General features: G+C 71.7%; 13 protein-coding genes. 6 read left to right on the top strand and 7 right to left on the bottom strand.

The genetic code is table 11. From position 1 onward, the window contains the following. Positions 1–286: 286 nt before the first annotated feature. From EEJ42_RS13210 to EEJ42_RS13195, 3 genes are all read left to right on the top strand, one after another. Positions 287–2,374 (top strand): bifunctional polysaccharide deacetylase/glycosyltransferase family 2 protein, encoded by a 2,088-nt coding sequence (locus EEJ42_RS13210; protein ID WP_123100139.1) that lies wholly within the window; start codon positions 287–289, stop codon positions 2,372–2,374. 86 nt (positions 2,375–2,460) lie between these two features. Further along, positions 2,461–3,876 carry an LCP family protein gene (locus EEJ42_RS13200; RefSeq protein WP_246096494.1) on the top strand — a complete coding sequence of 472 codons (1,416 nt, stop codon included), beginning with the start codon at positions 2,461–2,463 and terminating at the stop codon, positions 3,874–3,876. 130 nt (positions 3,877–4,006) lie between these two features. Continuing rightward, entirely contained in the window at positions 4,007–4,915 is a 909-nt protein-coding gene (locus EEJ42_RS13195) for a carbohydrate ABC transporter permease (RefSeq protein WP_425472891.1), read from the top strand. A gap of 21 nt (positions 4,916–4,936) precedes the next feature. Here the strand turns inward: EEJ42_RS13195 and EEJ42_RS13190 are convergent, their stop codons facing one another. From EEJ42_RS13190 to EEJ42_RS13175, 3 genes are all read right to left on the bottom strand, one after another. Next, positions 4,937–6,061 carry a hypothetical protein gene (locus EEJ42_RS13190; RefSeq protein ID WP_246096478.1) on the bottom strand — a complete coding sequence of 375 codons (1,125 nt, stop codon included), beginning with the start codon at positions 6,059–6,061 and terminating at the stop codon, positions 4,937–4,939. Continuing rightward, positions 6,052–7,335 carry a hypothetical protein gene (locus EEJ42_RS13185; RefSeq protein ID WP_184503064.1) on the bottom strand — a complete coding sequence of 428 codons (1,284 nt, stop codon included), beginning with the start codon at positions 7,333–7,335 and terminating at the stop codon, positions 6,052–6,054. Before EEJ42_RS13185 ends, EEJ42_RS13190 begins: the two co-directional genes overlap by 10 nt. Before the next feature lie 83 nt (positions 7,336–7,418). After that, positions 7,419–8,444, bottom strand: a complete 1,026-nt coding sequence (locus tag EEJ42_RS13175) for an ATP-dependent 6-phosphofructokinase (RefSeq protein WP_123100134.1) — start codon at positions 8,442–8,444, stop codon at positions 7,419–7,421. A gap of 198 nt (positions 8,445–8,642) precedes the next feature. Here EEJ42_RS13175 and pta point away from each other — a divergent pair, with 198 nt between their 5' ends. The 3 genes from pta to pyk all read left to right on the top strand — a co-directional run bounded on the left by pta (position 8,643) and on the right by pyk (position 13,436). Further along, entirely contained in the window at positions 8,643–10,739 is a 2,097-nt protein-coding gene (gene pta / locus EEJ42_RS13170) for a phosphate acetyltransferase (RefSeq protein ID WP_123100133.1), read from the top strand. A 57-nt stretch (positions 10,740–10,796) separates the two neighbouring features. Next, positions 10,797–11,942, top strand: a complete 1,146-nt coding sequence (locus EEJ42_RS13165) for an acetate kinase (RefSeq protein ID WP_123100132.1) — start codon at positions 10,797–10,799, stop codon at positions 11,940–11,942. A 66-nt stretch (positions 11,943–12,008) separates the two neighbouring features. After that, positions 12,009–13,436, top strand: a complete 1,428-nt coding sequence (gene pyk, locus EEJ42_RS13160) for a pyruvate kinase (RefSeq protein WP_123100131.1) — start codon at positions 12,009–12,011, stop codon at positions 13,434–13,436. Positions 13,437–13,489: 53 nt separating this feature from the next. On the opposite strand, the gene EEJ42_RS13155 is transcribed toward pyk, so the two are convergent. The 4 genes from EEJ42_RS13155 to EEJ42_RS13145 all read right to left on the bottom strand — a co-directional run bounded on the left by EEJ42_RS13155 (position 13,490) and on the right by EEJ42_RS13145 (position 18,186). After that, positions 13,490–15,079 carry an ATP-dependent Clp protease ATP-binding subunit gene (locus EEJ42_RS13155; RefSeq protein ID WP_123100130.1) on the bottom strand — a complete coding sequence of 530 codons (1,590 nt, stop codon included), beginning with the start codon at positions 15,077–15,079 and terminating at the stop codon, positions 13,490–13,492. Between the two features lie 3 nt (positions 15,080–15,082). Continuing rightward, entirely contained in the window at positions 15,083–16,384 is a 1,302-nt protein-coding gene (locus EEJ42_RS13150; protein ID WP_184503063.1) for a caspase family protein, read from the bottom strand. Between the two features lie 2 nt (positions 16,385–16,386). Continuing rightward, positions 16,387–16,743, bottom strand: a complete 357-nt coding sequence (locus EEJ42_RS50820) for an effector-associated constant component EACC1 (RefSeq protein ID WP_184503062.1) — start codon at positions 16,741–16,743, stop codon at positions 16,387–16,389. 189 nt (positions 16,744–16,932) lie between these two features. Beyond that, positions 16,933–18,186 (bottom strand): hydrogenase expression protein HypF, encoded by a 1,254-nt coding sequence (locus EEJ42_RS13145; RefSeq protein ID WP_246096467.1) that lies wholly within the window; start codon positions 18,184–18,186, stop codon positions 16,933–16,935. Positions 18,187–18,226: the final 40 nt, after the last annotated feature.

Below are 18,226 nucleotides of genomic sequence, written 5' to 3'. Positions count from 1 at the left end.
ACACCGTGGAGCGTCGATTACCTGACGGGTCATGCCCGTTCCGGGCCATGGGTGGGCCGCCGACAGACGATACGTGATCCGGCAGCCCAACAGGGCGGCGTCGGCGGATTCTTATCCGTTACCGCCGGTTGGGCCGGGGCGCTGAGCCGCCCTCACTACGGTGAGACCGTCCGATGCCGCATGGGTCGTCCCGGGCGGCTCCGGCATCCTCCAATCTCGACCGAACACGTGCCACGTTTGGCCCCGTGGCTCATGCGACCCTGACCCCTGGGGGACGATCCAGCCGATGAGCCACCCGATCCGAGGAGGCCGACACAAGCGGTCCCGTGACCCGCGCGCGCACTGGCTGCTGCTTTCCCTGAGCCTTCCCCTCATGTTCGGCCTGCTGATGTTCCAGGGCTGGACCACCCACGAGGTGGACGCCGCGAAGTCGCGGCCCGCGTGCACCAGCCCGGTGCCGAAGGACATCGTCGGCGGCGGGCCGGTGGTGCAGATCAACAACGGCCAGGTGAAGACGGTGAGGATGCCCGCCGGGACGGTGGCGCTCACCTATGACGGCGGGCCCGACCCGGAGTGGACGCCGCGCATCCTCGACCTGCTGCGCAGGAACAAGGCGCGCGCGACGTTCTTCCTCAACGGCGCCAAGGCGGCCGAACACCCGGACCTGGTGCGGCGGATCAGAGCCGAGGGCCACGAGATCGGGTCGAACACCTACACCGGCGCCGACATGGGCACGGCGTCGTCCGTCCGCTCCAAGATGGAGCTGTCGCTGACCGAATCGGCGCTCGCGGGCACCGTGGGGGCCGAGCCGCGGCTGATGCGGATGCCGCTGACCACCGACGTGGAGACGCTGTGCGGCGTCGAGTGGCAGGCGGCGCGCAAGGTCGCCGCGCAGGGGTACGCGCTGGTCGCCGCCGACAAGCCGTCGCGGCGGCCCTCGCAGGGGATGATCCGGCAGCTCTCGCAGACGGACACCGCGTACCAGGAGACGGAAAAGCTGCTGAAGAACCCGCGGGTCCAGCGGTTCACCACGGTGACGGGCGGGCTCGGGGTGCCGCCGGTCGAGACCCGGTCCTCCACCATGGAGCGCTGGGAGGGCACCGCCCTGATCTCGCTCGCGGCCGTCGGCCGCGCCTTCGTGACCATCATGACGTGGGTGCTGGGCATCGCGGGCGCGCTGGGGGTGCTGCGGCTGGTGCTGCTCGTCGTGTTCGCCCGCGCCCATGTCCGGCGGCTGACCCGCTACCGGCCCGGCGCCCCCGAGCTTCCGGTGGTGAACGACCCGGTGACGGTGCTCGTCCCCGCGTACAACGAGGAGGCGGGCATCGAGGGCACCATCAAGTCGCTGCTGGCCTCCACCCACCAGAAGCTCCAGATCATCGTGATCGACGACGGGTCGACGGACCGGACCGCCGAGATCGCCGCCGCCAGCAACGACTCCCGGGTGCTGGTGATCCGTCAGCCCAACTCGGGCAAGCCGACCGCGCTCAACACCGGTCTCGCCCACGCCAAGCACGACATCGTGGTCATGGTCGACGCCGACACCGTCTTCGAACCGGACGCCATCCGCCAGCTCATCCAGCCGCTCTCGCAGCCCGCCATCGGCGCGGTGAGCGGGAACACCAAGGTCGGCAACCGGCGCAGCCTGCTGGGCCGGTGGCAGCACCTGGAGTACGTCTTCGGGTTCAACCTCGACCGCCGGATGTTCGAGGTGCTGGAGTGCATGCCGACCGTCCCCGGCGCCATCGGCGCCTTCCGGCGGGACGCGCTGCTGGCGGTCGGCGGGGTCAGCGAGGACACCCTCGCCGAGGACACCGACCTCACGATGTCGCTGTGGCGGGCCGGTTGGAAGGTGGTGTACGAGGAGACGGCCGTCGCCTGGACCGAGGTCCCCACCTCGCTGCGCCAGCTGTGGCGGCAGCGCTACCGCTGGGGCTACGGCACGCTCCAGTCCATGTGGAAGCACCGCCGCGCCATGATCGAGCTGGGCTCGGTGGGGCGGTTCGGCCGCCGCGGACTGACGTACCTGACCCTCTTCCAGGTCGTGCTGCCGCTGCTCGCGCCCGTGATCGACCTCTTCGCGCTGTACGGGATCCTCTTCCAGAACCCCACCGAGTCGGCCGGGGTGTGGCTCGCGTACCTCGGCATCCAGACGGTGTGCGCCGGATACGCGCTGCGGCTGGACGGGGAGCGGATGCGGACCCTGTGGTCGCTGCCGTTCCAGCTGTTCGCCTACCGGCAGCTGATGTATCTCGTGGTCATCCAGTCCGTGGTCGCCCTGCTGCTCGGCGCCCGGCTGAAGTGGCACCGCATCCAGCGCTCGGGCACGGCCGGTGAAACGATCGGCGACCCTGCCGCGTACCAGAGAGCCTGACATCGAGACAACGGGCGGCCGCAGCCGTATCAGTAGTCAGCAGGCGCAGGCATACGGACGTTTCCACCCGAAGGGAGGCTGCCCCCATGAGTGATGGGCGGGAAGGGCGGGCAGAGGGAGAGCAGCAGCGGCAGGGGACGGCGGCGTACCTCCGGCAGGGGCCGACGCGTCAGGCCGGGGCGGCCCAGGCGTACGAGACGGCCAACGCACCGACCGAGTCGTTCCCCGTCGTACCGCCCGCGCCCAATCCGCCGCCGCCCCCGCCGCCGACCCCGGGCAGCCCCGGGGTACCGGGCGGCGCCGGGGTACCGGGCGGGGGCGGTCTCCCGGGCGGGGTACCGGGCGGTAGCGGGGTACCGGGCGGTGTCAGGGGCCCGGGCGGGCCCGGTCCGATGCGGCCGGACGTCCCCGACCAGCGGCCCCTGTTCCGGGACGAGGACGCCGCCGAGCCCCTCGTCGTACGGCGGCGCGCCCCCAAGGAGCCGCTCAGCAGGCGCCGCCGCCTCACCCGGCTGGCGATCGTCACGGTCTCGGCGCTGCTGGTCGCCACCGGGAGCGCCTACATCTGGGTCGACACCCAGATGAACCGCGACGTCGACCTCGACAAGGCCGCGAACCGCCCGCCGCTCGGCAAGGGCACCAACTACCTCATCGTGGGCTCCGACAGCCGTGCGGGCCTGTCCGCGGAGGCCAAGCAGAGCCTCAAGACCGGTTCGGCCGAGGGCGGCCGCACCGACTCGATGATGGTGCTGCACACCGGCGCCAACGGCACCACGATGATGAGCCTGCCGCGCGACTCCTGGGTGCGGGTGCCGTCGTACGTACGCCCCGAGACCGGCAGGCGCTACGGCGAGGAGCAGAACAAGCTCAACGCGGCCTATTCGCGGGGCGGTCCCGATCTGCTCGTCCAGACCATCGAGCGCAACACGGGAATTCACATCAACCACTACGCGGAGATCGGCTTCGGCGGCTTCGTGGACATCGTGAACGCGGTCGGCGGCGTGCGGATGTGCGTGGACCGCGACATCAAGGACGAGAAGTCGGGACTGGACCTGAAGAAGGGCTGCCAGACCCTCGACGGCGGCAAGGCGCTCTCCTTCGTCCGGCAGCGCAAGCAGGAGGCCAACGGCGACCTGGGACGCACCGCGAACCAGCAGAAGTTCCTGGCCGCGCTCGCCAAGAAGGCGGCCACACCGGGCGTTCTGGCCAACCCCTTCGCGGCGTTCCCGACCGTCAGCGCGGGTCTTGACACACTCATCGTGGACAAGAAGATGAACCTCCAGAACCTGATGTCCCTGTTCCAGGCGATGAAGGGGGTCACCCAGGGAACGGGCAAGCAGCTCAACGTCCCGGTGTCCAACACCAACCTGAAGACGTCCAAGGGCAGCGCCGTGCAGTGGGACACCGCGCAGGCGAAGCGGCTGTTCGGCCAACTCCAGAACGACCAGCCGGTGAGCGTGCCCTCGTCGCTGCCCGGCCGCCCGGCAGCGGCGGTGCGATAGCCGGGAGGCGGTGCCGCTTTTCCGCGGCACCGCCGTCTTCCCCTCCCGGCCGGGCGAACGGTTTCATGGACGGGACGCTGATCGACGGCGCCGATCGACTGCGCTCGCAAGCGCGCGAGGAGGTCCGAGGTTGTCCGTGCTCTCCGCCCGCCCGCGGTCCCGTCCCCTCCGGTCCCCCGGGCTCCGGTCGCCCCGGCTCCGCTCTCCCCGCCGCTGGTCGCCCCGGCTGCGCCGCCGGCTGGCGGCCGACGCCGCGCTGCTGGTCGTCGCGGCGGCCTTCGTCCTCCCGCTGGCCTGGCTGGTGCTCGCCTCGGTCGACGGCGACGCGACGTTACGGGTGTCGGCGCCCGGTACCCCGACGCTGGAGAACTTCTCGGCGGTGTGGACGGACGAGATCACGTTCACGCCGATGCTCAACAGCCTGGTGCTGTGCGGCGGCGCCACCGCGCTGACGGTCGCGTGCGCGGCGCTCGCCGCGTACCCGCTGTCCCGGTTCCGCTCCCGCCTGGTGCGGCCGTATCTGATGACCGTGCTGTTCACGACGTGTCTGCCGATCACCGCGATCATGGTCCCGGTCTACGGGCTCTTCGTCCAGGTCGACCTGATCGACACCATGTCCGGCACCGCGCTCTTCCTCGCCGCCTCGCAACTGCCGTTCGCGATCTGGCTGATGAAGAACTTCATGGACGGCGTGCCGGTGATCCTGGAGGAGGCGGCCTGGACGGACGGCGCGTCCTGGGCGCAGAGCCTGACGCGGGTCATCCTGCCGCTGATGGGCCCGGGCATCACGGTCGTGACGATCTACAGCTTCATCATGATGTGGGGCAACTTCTTCGTCCCCTTCATGCTGCTGCTCTCCCCCGAACAACTCCCGGCGTCCGTCTCCATCTTCACCTTCTTCGGCAACCACGGGCAGATCGTCTACGGGCAGTTGGCCGCGTTCTCGATCCTCTACTCCACTCCGGTGCTGCTGCTGTACGTGCTGATCTCCCGGCGGCTGGGCGGCGGCTTCACGCTCGGCGGCGCCGTCAAGGGGTGACGGTCCTCAAGGGGGCCTTGCTCACGGGGTGACGGGCTCGGCGCAGCCGTGGTCCTCGGCCGAGCGGGTGGCGAAGGCGGACAGGGCCGCGCGTTCGTAGCCGAGGTCGGGGCGGGCACGGGCGTCGCCGTCGGCGTCGTCGGCGCGGATCAGGTACAGGGCGCGCGGGGCGCCGTCCGGGCAGTCCGCCCCGGCCCAGTACGCGCTCCGGCCGAGCCGCCCGGCGGGCTTCTCGGCGGGGGTGACGTCCTCGCCGTCGTTGCGGGTGTACTGGGCGCGGGCGTCCTCCGCGTACGGCCCGTAGTACGCGTCCAGGCGGTAGCGGGGCGAACCGTCGCGGGCGCCGAGGGCGCAGATCTCGCGCGGGGCGCGGGCCCGGGCGGTCTCGCGGGCGGTGGAGACGGCGGAGCGTGCGGCGGTGGGGACGGTCGCGCAGGTGCCGGTGGCGCCGAGCAGCGGTTCGTACTCGTCCTTGTTCACCGGCAGGTCCACGTCATAGACCTGTTTGCCCAGCCGGGCGCCGCAGTCCCAGCGGTCGTCGGCCCGTTGCGCGGTGGCGGTGGCGGTGCGGACGAAGGAGGGCCGGGTGGCGGGGTCGTCCAGGGTGGCGCCGCCGAGCGCGGTCTCGACGGTGATCAGCAGACTGCGGCCGCTCCCGGCGCAGTCGAGCAGCACGGCCGCGGTCGCCCTGCCGTCCCCGGGGTCGCCCTGGCGGGCGTTGTCGGTGGCGAGGAGGCCGGACCAGCCGTGGCCTACGGGTACGGGGAGGGTGTCGCGGGCGGGGACGGCGGTGGACAGCTCGCCGGTCCCGTACTCGGCGCGGGGGCGCGGCGCCCCGGAGATGGTGACGCCCACCCGGCCCCTGCCCTCGGCGGTCACCTGGCAGCGCACGTCCAGGGACGTGCCGTGGCCGCCGCCGAAGGCGCCCTTCGTGCTGCTGGTCACGTCCAGACCGCTGTCGCCGAGCACCGCGCGCACCTCGTCGGCCGCGAGCGCCCCGCCGCACGCCTCGTCCAGGGCCCGCTCGTCGCTGCCCGCGAACCAGACGATCACGCCGGTGAGGACGGCCAGCGCGAGCGCGGCGGCCGCGATCCCCCGCATCTGCCGCCGGGTGAGCAGCGGCCGCGGCCCGGTCGTCAGTGCCACTCCTCCACCTCCCCGAGCACCTTCGTGTCGCGGCAGCCCGCCGCCTTCGGCCAGCCGCCCTCGGCGCCCAGGTAGCGGGCCAGCAGCGTGTGCGCGGTCTCGGCGAGCGCGGCGCGCTGCCCGGGTCCGAGCGGGACCGTCTCGCCGTCGGGTATGTGCAGCCGGGGCAGGACGGAGACGCGGTGGTAGGTGACCCGGCCGCCACACACCGACCGGGCCCACAGGGCGAGTTGGGGACGGGTGAGGTAGGAGGGGACGCGGTCCACCGCGTCCGGTGCGTCGGTGTCGGGGGATCCGGCCTTCGCGAGCCGGTTCTCCTCGTCCGCGCCCCAGCCGGGCACATGGCCCTCGCGTTCGTACGAGTCGTACGCGGACCGGCCCAGGATCCCCGCCCAACTGGCCGCCTCGACCCCGGTGATCTGCCAGTCCTGCGGCGTCACGCCTACGTTCGGCCGGGCGCCGGCGTCCCAGTCGCCGGTGCAGGCGCTCAGGGAGGTGGAGTCCTGTGCGTCGCCGCGCGTGGTCCACGCCCCGGCCCTGAGCCCGGGGACCGAGGACGGGCTGATCCAGTCGCAGCGCCGCGAGGCGGAGCCGGTCACCCCGCCCCCGCCCTGGTCCCCGGCGGTCCGGGCGGTGGCCACGACCTGGGACGGCGGGTCCAGCGGGGGCCCGCCGCAGCGCTGCGCCCTGGTGATGGCGTTGGCGACGTGGACGGCGGTGCGGAAGCCGGTGAGCGCGGTCGTACGGTCGGCCCCGGCGCGTCCGTCGGTGACCTTGGCCGTGACGTACAGATCGGTCGTCGGCCGGACCCGGCCGTCCAGCCCGCCCAGGCAGTCGGCGACCAGCCAGGCGCCGCGCGCGCCGTACCGGCCGGTGGTGCCGGGCGCCGTGAAGGTGTCGCCGGGGCCCGGGTTCACGATCTGGCGGGTCTCCATGCCCTGGGGCACGTCCGAGACGAGCGCCTCGGCGTGGACGGTGACCGCGTTGCCGCCGCCCCAGGACAGCGAGCAGTCGAGCAGGGAGCGGCTCTCCCGGCCGGGGGCGAGCATGGTGCCGTGCTGTCTCAGCTCACCGGGCCGGGCGTCCCGCACCAGCCGTTCGAGGTCGCCGTACGGCAGGGCGCCGTCGCAGGCCCTCCGTAACTGGTCGCGGTTGGCGGCGAGATGGCCGCCGCCCTTGCCGCCGATCGCGATGACGGCGCCGGTGACCAGCGCCGTGATCAGTACGAAGAGGATCGCGTAGCGCAGCCACACACGGTCCGTTAACCCGCCCATCCCGCCGGTATCTCCCTACCCCCCTGATCGACTCCGTCCCCCCCGGACCACCGGATCAGGCGGGGACCGTACGAGGTGGTGGCTCAGAAGACGGACTCGGCCTCGTCCATGCGGTACGCCGGGACGGTCTTCAGCTCGGTGACCGCCTCGGCGATCGGCACCATGGAGATGTCGGTGCCGCGCAGCGCCGTCATCATGCCGAAGTCGCCGCGGTGGGCGGCCTCGACGGCGTGCCAGCCGAAGCGGGTGGCGAGCACGCGGTCGTACGCGGTGGGCGTGCCGCCGCGCTGCACGTGGCCGAGGATGACCGGGCGGGCCTCCTTGCCGAGCCGCCGCTCCAGCTCGGCCGCGAGCCGGTTGCCGATACCGGCGAACCGCTCGTGCCCGTACTGGTCGATCTCGCCCTTCTGGTAGTCCATCGCGCCCTCGGCGGGGTGTGCGCCCTCGGCGACGCAGATGACCGCGAACTTCTTGCCGCGCGCGAAGCGCTCCTCGACCATCTTGACCAGCCCGTCGACCTCGAAGGGCCGCTCCGGGAGGCAGATGCCGTGGGCGCCGCCCGCCATGCCGGACTCCAGGGCGATCCAGCCCGCGTGCCGCCCCATGACCTCGACGACCATGACCCGCTGGTGCGACTCGGCGGTGGTCTTGAGGCGGTCCATGGCTTCGGTGGCGACGCCGACGGCGGTGTCGAAGCCGAAGGTGCGGTCGGTGGAGGAGATGTCGTTGTCGATGGTCTTGGGGACGCCGACGATGGGCAGCCCCGCGTCCGACAGCATCCGGGCGGCGGTCAGGGTGCCCTCGCCGCCGATCGGGATCAGCACGTCTATGCCGTAGTCCCGGGCGTGGTCCTTGGAGGTCTCGCAGGCCTCGCGCAGCCGGGCACGCTCCAGGCGGGAGGAGCCGAGGATGGTGCCGCCGCGGGCCAGGATGCCGCTCACGTCGTCGAGGTCGAGCTTGCGGTGACGGCCGTCGAGGAGTCCCTTGAAGCCGTCCTCGAACCCGATCACCTCGTCCCCGTGGCCGGCGACCGCACGGTGCACCACCGACCGGATCACAGCGTTGAGGCCGGGGCAGTCGCCGCCCGCGGTGAGAACTCCGATGCGCATCGTGCTGTGTCTCCTGCTCCCTACGGGTAGATGTGAGCCAGTCCGATTGTTTCATGGGCGGGGTGGTGCTGTATCCCATGCTGCCGAGCGTCTTAACCATGGCCAAAGGTATTGTCAAGAGGACTGGGCCACCGAAAGCGGCCAATTTGTGTCCGAAGGATGCATGTAAGGAAAACGCCGAAGAAACGGAGAGCACGCGTGACGCGCAGCGTGTACGTGACCGGGATCGAACGGGGTGACGGCCGCCAGGTCGTCGAGCTGGGGGTCATGGAGCTGCTGACCCGCCATGTCGACCGGGTCGGCGTCTTCCGTCCCTTGGTGCACGACGACCCCGACCGCCTCTTCGACCTGCTGCGGGCCCGCTACCGGCTCAGCCAGCCGCCCGCCTCGGCGAGCGGCATGAGCTACGAGGAGGCGGCCGCCCTCCAGGCCGAGGAGGGCTCCGACGAGCTGGTCTCGCGACTGGTCAACCGCTTCCACGAGGTGGCCCGCGAGTACGAGTACGTCCTCGTCCTGGGCAGCGACTACGCCGACACCAGCCTCCCGGACGAGCTGGGACTGAACGCCCGGCTCGCCAACGAGTTCGGCGCCGCGGTGATCACCGTCGTCGGCGGCCAGGACCAGAACGCCGAGGCCGTCGGCGCCGAGGCCCACAACGCCTACCGCGCGTACGAGGCGCAGGGCTGCGACGTCGTCGCCGTCGTCGTCAACCGGGCCGTGCCGGGCGACCGCGCGGAGATCGCCGAGCGGCTGGCCTCCCGGCTCCCGGTGCCCGGTTACGTTCTCCCCGAGGACGGGTCGCTGTCGGCGCCCACCGTCTCCCAGATCGTGCGCACCCTCGGCGCCGACGTACTGCTCGGCGATCACGCCGGACTCTCCCGGGACGTCCGGAACTTCGTCTTCGGCGGCGCGATGCTGCCCAACTTCCTGCCCGCCCTCACCGAGGGCTGTCTCGTGGTCACGCCCGGCGACCGCGCCGACCTGATCGTCGGCTCGCTCGCCGCGCACAGCGCGGGCGCCCCCGCGATCGCCGGGGTGCTGCTCACCCTGGACGAGCGGCCCGGGCCCGACATCCTGGCGCTGGCGTCCCGGCTGGCCCCCGGCACCCCGGTGGCGGCGGTGGCGGGCGGCTCCTTCCCGACCGCGGCCGAGCTGTTCGCCATCGAGGGCAAGCTGAACGCGGGCGCGCCGCGCAAGGCCGAGACCGCCCTCGGCCTCTTCGAGCGCCACGTGGACACCGCCGCGCTGACCGACCGCATCGCGGTGGCCCGCTCCGGCCGGGTCACCCCGATGATGTTCGAGCACGAGCTGATCGAGCGGTCCCGGTCCGGACGCCGCCGGGTGGTGCTGCCCGAGGGCACCGAGGAGCGGGTGCTGCGCGCCGCCGACGTCCTGCTGCGCCGCGATGTGTGCGACCTCACACTGCTGGGCGAGGAGGACACGATCCGCAAGCGCGCCGCCGAACTGGGCGTCCAGATCGCCGAGGCGCAGATCGTCGACCCGCAGACCTCGCCGCTGCGGGAGCGCTTCGCGGAGATCTACGCGAAGCTGCGCGCCCACAAGGGCGTCTCCCAGGAGGAGGCGTACGACGTGGTGTCCGACGTCTCGTACTTCGGCACGCTCATGGTCCAGGAGGGCTTGGCCGACGGCATGGTCTCGGGCGCGGTGCACTCCACCGCGGCCACCATCCGGCCCGCGTTCGAGATCATCAAGACCGCGCCGGGCGCGCAGATCGTCTCGTCCGTCTTCTTCATGTGCCTGGCCGACCGGGTGCTGGTGTACGGCGACTGCGCCGTCAACCCGGACCCGGACGCCGAGCAGCTGGCCGACATCGCCATCCAGTCGGCGACCACGGCCGCCCGGTTCGGGGTGGAGCCGCGGATCGCGATGCTGTCGTACTCCACCGGCACCTCCGGCTCCGGCGCGGACGTCGACAAGGTGCGCAAGGCGACCGACCTGGTGCGCGAGCGCCGCCCGGACCTGCTGGTCGAGGGCCCGATCCAGTACGACGCCGCGGTGGACGCGGCCGTCGCGGCGACCAAGCTGCCGGACTCCGAGGTGGCGGGCAAGGCCACCGTGCTGATCTTCCCGGACCTCAACACCGGCAACAACACCTACAAGGCCGTGCAGCGCTCGGCGGGCGCCGTCGCGGTCGGCCCGGTGCTCCAAGGTCTGCGCAAGCCGGTGAACGACCTGTCCCGCGGGGCACTCGTGCAGGACATCGTGAACACCGTCTCGATCACCGCGATCCAGGCCCAGTCCCAGACGCCCCCGACCACCCCGGCGGCCGGGTGACCCGGTGACCCTCAAGACCCCGTCCCCGACAGCCCCGCTACAGAAAGTGCAGACCGCGTGAACGGCACCCGCGTCCTCGTCCTCAACTCCGGCTCCTCGTCCGTCAAGTACCAGCTGCTGGACATGGCGGACGGCGCCCGGCTCTCCTCCGGCCTGGTGGAGCGGATCGGGGAAGGCCCCGTCGCCGACCACACGGCCGCGCTCAAGCAGGTCGCCGAGGAGCTGTCGGACCACGGTCTGGGGCTCGACTCACCCGAGCTGGCGGCGATCGGCCACCGGGTGGTGCACGGCGGCACCCGGTTCACCGAGCCCGCCCTGATCACCGACGAGGTGGTCGAGGAGATCGAGAAGCTGGTCCCGCTGGCCCCGCTGCACAACCCGGCGAACGTCACCGGGATCAAGGTGGCGCGGGCGCTGCGCCCGGACCTGCCGCAGGTCGCGGTCTTCGACACCGCGTTCCACTCCACGATGCCGGAGTCGGCTGCCCGGTACGCGATCGACACCGGGACCGCCGACCGGTTCGGCGTGCGGCGGTACGGATTCCACGGCACCTCGCACGCGTACGTCTCGCGGGCGACGGCGAAGCTGCTGGGCAAGGACGTCTCCGAGCTGAACACCATCGTGCTGCACCTGGGCAACGGCGCCAGCGCCTCCGCCGTGCGCGGCGGGGTGTGCGTGGATACCTCCATGGGGCTGACCCCGCTGGAGGGCCTGGTGATGGGCACCCGCTCCGGTGACCTCGACCCGGCGGCGATCTTCCATCTGTCCCGGGTGGGCGGGATGTCGACGGACGAGATCGACACCCTGCTCAACAAGCGCAGCGGGCTGATCGGGCTGTGCGGGGACAACGACATGCGCGAGATCGGCCGCCGGATGGGCGAAGGCGACGAGGCCGCGCAGCTCGCGTTCGACATCTACATCCACCGGTTGCGGAAGTACGTGGGCGCGTACACCGCGGTGCTGGGGCGGCTGGACGCCATCGCGTTCACGGCCGGCGTCGGGGAGAACTCGGCGGCGGTGCGGGAGGCCGCGCTGCGGGATCTGCCCGCGTTCGGCATCGAGGTGGACGCGGTGCGCAACGCGGTGCGCGGCTCCGCGGCGCGGCTGATCTCCGCCGAGAGCAGCCGGGTCGCGGTGGCGGTGGTGCCGACCGACGAGGAGCTGGAGATCGCGAGCCAGACGTTCGATCTGGTCAGCGACTAGCCTTCGGTTCGGCTTCGACTCGCTCAGAAATATTCCGCTCCGAAACAAACCGATAGGATCAGCCTCATGCGCCGTTCCAAAATCGTCTGCACGCTGGGCCCCGCCGTCGACTCCTACGACCAGCTCAAGTCGCTGATCGAGGCCGGGATGAACGTGGCCCGCTTCAACATGAGTCACGGAAGCCACCCGGAGCACGAGGAGCGCTACCACCGCGTTCGCAAGGCATCCGAGGAGACGGGGCGCGCGGTCGGCGTCCTCGCCGACCTCCAGGGCCCCAAGATCCGGCTGGAGACCTTCGCGGACGGCCCGGTGGAGCTGGTCCGCGGCGACGAGTTCATCATCACCACCGAGGACGTCGAGGGCGACCGGACGATCTGCGGCACCACCTACAAGGGGCTGCCGGGAGACGTCTCCAAGGGCGACCAGATCCTGATCAACGACGGCAACGTCGAGCTGCGGGTCACCGCCGTCGAGGGCCCCCGGGTCCGGACGATCGTCATCGAGGGCGGGGTGATCTCCGACCACAAGGGGATCAACCTGCCGGGCGCGGCGGTCAACGTGCCCGCGCTGTCCGAGAAGGACATCGAGGACCTGCGGTTCGCGCTGACGATGGGCTGCGACATGGTCGCGCTGTCCTTCGTCCGGGACGCGGCCGACGTCCGCGACGTGCACCGCATCATGGACGAGGTGGGCCGCCGGGTGCCGGTGATCGCCAAGGTCGAGAAGCCGCAGGCGGTCGCCAACATGGCGGACGTCGTCGCGGCGTTCGACGGCGTCATGGTGGCCCGCGGCGACCTGGCGGTGGAATACCCGCTGGAGAAGGTCCCGATGGTGCAGAAGCGGCTCATCGAGCTGTGCCGCCGCAACGCCAAGCCGGTCATCGTGGCGACCCAGATGATGGAGTCGATGATCGAGAACTCCCGGCCGACCCGCGCCGAGGCGTCCGACGTCGCCAACGCGATCCTGGACGGCGCGGACGCGGTCATGCTCTCCGCCGAGTCGTCGGTCGGCTCCTACCCGATCGAGACCGTCAAGGTGATGTCCCGCATCGTCCAGGCCGCCGAGGAGGAGCTGCTCTCGCGCGGCCTCCAGCCGCTGGTGCCCGGCAAGAAGCCGCGTACCCAGGGCGGTTCGGTGGCCCGTGCGGCGTGCGAGATCGCCGACTTCCTGGGCGCCACGTCGCTGGTCGCCTTCACCCAGTCCGGCGACACCGCGCGGCGGCTCTCCCGCTACCGCGCCCAGCAGCCGATCGTGGCCTTCACCACGGACCCGGAGACCCGCAACCAGCTCACGCTGAGCTGGGGCGTGGAGTCCTTCGTGGTGCCGTACGTGGAGCACACCGACGCGATGGTGGACCTCGTGGACGCCGAGCTGTCGAAGCTGGGCCGCTACAGCGCGGGCGACATCATGATCATGACGGCGGGCTCGCCCCCCGGCGTCCCCGGCACCACCAACATGGTCCGGGTGCACCACCTGGGCGGCGAGAACCGGTAACCGCCGACACGTGCTGCACAGCTGAGCGGCCGGGTCCTTCGGGGCCCGGCCGCTCAGCTCATGGCCCAGATGGAGCGGTCGTCGACAGCGGGTTCGCCCGTGCCCCGGTCCGCGAACAGCTCCGCGATGTGGCGTGCGTCCACGGTCCGGTCGGCCCCGTCGGTCATCCGCATCCGGGCCCCCGCCTCGTCCAGGACCTCCACCGCCTTCCCCGGCAGCACGCGGTCGGTGATGTGCCGCGCGGACAGGGCGACGGCGGCGTCGAGGGCGTCATCGGTGATGGTGACCTGGTGATGGGCCTCGTAGTCGCGGCGCAGCTGCTTCAGGATGCCGACCGTCTCGTCATGGGTGGGTTCACCGACCGGGACCACCTGGAAGTGCGCGGCGAGGTCCGGGAACTCCGCGCAGGTCCCCGGGTCGGTGACGGCGATGACCCGCGGCTTCCCCCGCCCGAGCGCGCGCAGCGCGTCGGCGTCGCCCGGCCGGACGTCGTCCAGGAACAGCACCGTGCGGTCCGGGTCCTCCACCGCATCCCCCGCCGTCGTGGCGTCGACGGCCCGCAGCCGCACCTCGGCCAGGCCCGCCGGTACGCCGCCCTGGGCGATGCGCTGGGCCAGCCCCGAGACGATCGACGTCCGCCCGGTGCCCTCCTCCCCCACCAGCAGGGCGTTGTTACGGGACTTGCGCATCAGGATCTGCATGATGCGCTGGATCTCCGGTTCGCGGCCGACGACCACGGGCGGCGGCTCGGGGACCGGGGCGAGAGCGGGCGCGGGCGCGGCGAGGAGGCGGATGACCTCGCCCCGCACCTGCTCCTGGGGGGCGAACCCGCGCAGGAGCTGCGCCCCGGCGCCCTCGCTCTCCCGCATCAGGCCCAGCAGCAGATGCTCCGTACCGATGTAGTTGTGGCCCAGGGTCAGGGCGTCCTTGAGCGCCATCTCCAGCGCCTTCTTCGCCCGGACCGTGAACGGTATGGAACCGGTCGGTGGCTTCGTACCGAAACCGGCGGTCCTGAGCAGTTGCTCGCGGACCGCGTCATGCGAGATGCCGAGGTTGTGCAGAGCGGTGACGGCGACGCCCTCCACCGCGAACAGGCCCAGCAGGATGTGCTCGGTCCCCAGGTGGTTGTGGTTGAGCTTCCGCGCGGACTCCTGGCCCTCCATCAGGGCTTGTCGCGCCAGGTCGGTGAACCGCCCGAAGAACTCGCTCCCAGAGACGGCAGGCTTGCGAACCCGCTTCCGCACGGCCTCCAGATCGAGGCCGTACGACCCCAGAACCCGGGTGGCGATGCCGTCCCGCTCGCACAGGAGGCCGAGCACCAAGTGCTCCACACCGACGTGGTGCATGCCCAGCTCAGTGGATTCCCGGTCCGCGTCCTCCAGCACCTGCTTGGCCGCGGAGGTGAAGGGGATGTGCCCGCTCGGGGTCTTCGTGCCCCTGGTGAGCGTGCGCTCCACCTGATCGCGCACCTCGGCCGCGGGCACCCCGATGCTCGCCAAGAACTCGGCGGCGAGGCTCTCCCCCTCACGAACCAGGCCGAGCAGCATATGCTCCGTGCCGATCCAGTTGTGGTTGTGCTCCCGGGCCTCCTCCTGGGCCAGTATCACCGCCCGGCGCGGCCCTTCGATGAAGCGCTCGAACATCTCTCACCCCGCAGCCAGGAGTACGGACAGATCCCGCCGGGCCCGCAGCGTGTGCGGATGGTCCGGGCCCAGCACCCGTTCGCGGTCCGCGGCCAGTTCGCGCAGCAGGGCCACCGCCTCGTCGCGCTCGCCCGTCCGGGCCAGGTTGTGGGCCAGGACATGACGGGTGCGCAGGGTGGCGGGGTCGTCCGTACCGAGGACGCGGCGCCGGTCGAACAGCAGCAGCCGCAGCATCCGTATCGCCTCGGGCCGCCGCCCCGACTCGCCCAGGTTGACGGCGAGGAACTGGCGGCTGCGGAGGGTGTCGGGGTGGTCGGGGCCGAGCAGCCGGGTCTGCCGGGCGTGGATCTCCCGCAGCCGGTCCGCCGACTCCGCGGGCGCCCCGGCGCCGCCGCGGGTGTGCGCGAGCCACTGTCCGGTGCGCAGCGTCGCCACGTGGTCGGCGCCCAGCAGGCTCTCCTGCTCCTCCAGCAGGGCGCCGAACGCCTCCGCCGCCTCCGCGTACTTCCCCGCCTCGCACAGCGCCACCGCGGCCTCGTGCCGGGCGGGGTCGTCGGGGAGGCGGTGGGCGCGGTTGCGGGCGAGGGCGAGCAGGGCGGCGTTCCGCGAGCCGCGCTGGAGGGGCGCGGGCAGGCCCTCCGCGGTCATGGTGGTCTGGAGCCGCCGGTAGACCTCGTCGATGCTGAGCAGTTCGGGCCCGCCCGCCACACCGTCCCGCAGCAGCCGGATCAGGCGGCCGGTGAACGCCGTGTTCTTCTCGCCGTCCTGGATCAGGGAGACCTCGTTGCCCTGGGAGGACGCCATCACATAGGTGCCCGCCACATCGACCTGCCCCAGCACGGCGGCCTCCGGCCCGGCCATGGTGCCGCTCAGCGCGCGGCCGGAGAAGCAGCAGTCGAGGATGATGACCTTCGAGCCGGCGCGGCTGTCGAGGACGACGTCGCGCAGTTTGCGGTATTCCAGGGAGCCGAACTCGGGGTCCTCGAATTCGCTGTCGGCCAGCGACAGATACAAGTCCTGCCGCCTGGGCGCGATCAGGCCGTGTCCGACGTAATAAGCCAGCAGCAGGTCTTCCGCCCCGGCCGCCGTCGCCCGTAAGGAACGGCCCACCTGCTGAATGTCGCCCTCGTCCAGCAGCACGGTGCAATGCCGGTCCGAAAGGCCCCCGTACGCGGGATGGGTGAGGGTCGCGGCCAGATCCTCGATGGTGTCGCGCACCGCCGGAAGGTCCGGAAGCTTTGGATCGGAATAGCGACTTGTGCCGATCAGGACCGCCCGGGAACGCTCGGAATCGGGCAACCGCATGGCTATTCCTCTTCTGCGCGCAGCGCCTGCCGGAGAATCTCCTCGACGGACTCCTTGGTCACGTGCCGGGCGTCGATCTCCAGCCGCTGCCCGTCCGGGCGGTGGACCGTGACCTTGATGCCGGAGCGGCGCGGCTGGGACAGCCAGGCCCGCAGCGAGCCCGCCAGGACGGAGAGTGCGCCGCCCGCGCCCAGCGAGACGACGAGCAGCTCCACGGCCGCGCCCATCTCGCCGTCGCGCGGCGGGGCCGCCTTCGGCCTCACCCGGCCCGCCAGTTCGGGTTCGTCGCGCAGCCATGCGGCAAGCTGCTCCAGGCTTTCGTCCGGCTCCGGGCCGTCGACCGAAATGTGGCACTCCACCGCTGCCCCCGTTTCCCCCCGGCGCGCGCCAAGCAGCATGGTGCGCGTCCATGCGAACACTCAAGGTAATGATAGAGCCCGGCGCGGACAAACGCGCCCGCGGACACCGGGCGGTTGGGCCTGGTGTCCGCGGGCGGTGCCCTCCGAGGAGGGCGTGCGGCTCCCGAACAGGTATGTGGTTTTCCGGGGTTATTCCCCGGTCTTGTACACGTGCATTCCCGGGATGGTCAGTTCGCCGCCGAACTGACCTGCCTGGGTGACCGTCACATCGGTGAAGAACACCTCGGGGATGTTCACCGGCGGCGGGCTCTTCGGGCTGAAGGTGATCGGGATGATGCCCAGGAGGTTGCCCTTCAGCTCCTCCGTGTACATGGTCACCGTGCCGTTGCGGAAGGTCGAGGTGGAACCCTCGCGCGCCGCCACGTTGGTGGTGGTCCCGGCCGGGCCCTTGACCAGCTGGTGCAGATCCTTGATGTCCACGCCCTCGGCGGTGAACTTGAGGACCTTCTTCGACTGGCCGTTGTGCGTCTTGACGTCGACGATGCCCTTGTAGTCCAGACCGTGCAGGGACAGCATCGTGGTCTTGAGGACCCACGGGTCGTCGGGCAGCGGGCTGGCGGTCGGCTCGTCCTCGGCGTTCTTGTACGCGTCGGCGTCGAACTCGGGGCAGGGGTAACCCACCTTGCCGCCGTCCGCGCCGTCGGACGGGGAACCGGACGGGGAGGGCTTCGGCAGGGCCTTGTCGGCCTTGTCCTTGGCGTCCTCGGCCGCCTTCTCCGCCTTGTCGACGGTGTCCTTCGCGCCGTCGCCGACCTTGTCCACCGTGTCCTTGACCGGGTTGTCGGCCGTCTTCTCGGTGGACGGGGAGGGGCTGGGCGTGGCGGAGGACGCCGACGGGCTGGGCGTGGCGCTGGGCTCGGCCGAGGCCTCGTCCTCGTCGGCGTCGTCCGGGTTGAAGACGTCGTGCAGCTTGTCCCCGATGCCCAGCGGGTCCAGCGGGTTCTTGGTCTCGGACTCCGACGGGCTGGGCGACGCGCTCGGCTCCTCGGACTCCTCCTCGTCCCCGGAACCCGACGAGCCGGACGGGCTCGGGGTCGGGGTGGTCGGGGTCGGCTTGGCGGGTGCGGTGTCCCCGCCCCCGGACGAGTCGGACGAGTCGGAGGAGCCGGACGGGGACTTGGAGCCCTGGTCCTTACCGTCCGTGCCGTCCGTGTCCTTGCCGTCCTTGCCGTCCTTGCCGTCGGACGTGTCCTTCTTGCCCTCGGCGTCGTCCTTGTCGGCCTCGTCGGGCTGGGAGACGCACGGTCCGGCCTTGTACCGGTCCTCGGCCCGCGTGTTGGCCGACGCGAGCTGCGGGGTCAGCCCCATGCCCATGAGCACGGCCGTCGGCATGGCGGCCAGCGCTATCGCCTTGCCCGCGGGCACCTGAAGGCGAGTGAGCATCGACTTCCTCGGCGCCGCATGCCGCGGTCCGGTTCTGGCC

The organism is Streptomyces botrytidirepellens, assembly GCF_003721215.1.
Lineage (GTDB): Bacteria > Actinomycetota > Actinomycetes > Streptomycetales > Streptomycetaceae > Streptomyces > Streptomyces himastatinicus.
The sequence above is the reverse complement of the archived record's forward strand: the minus strand, read 5'-3'. Positions and strand labels throughout refer to the sequence as shown.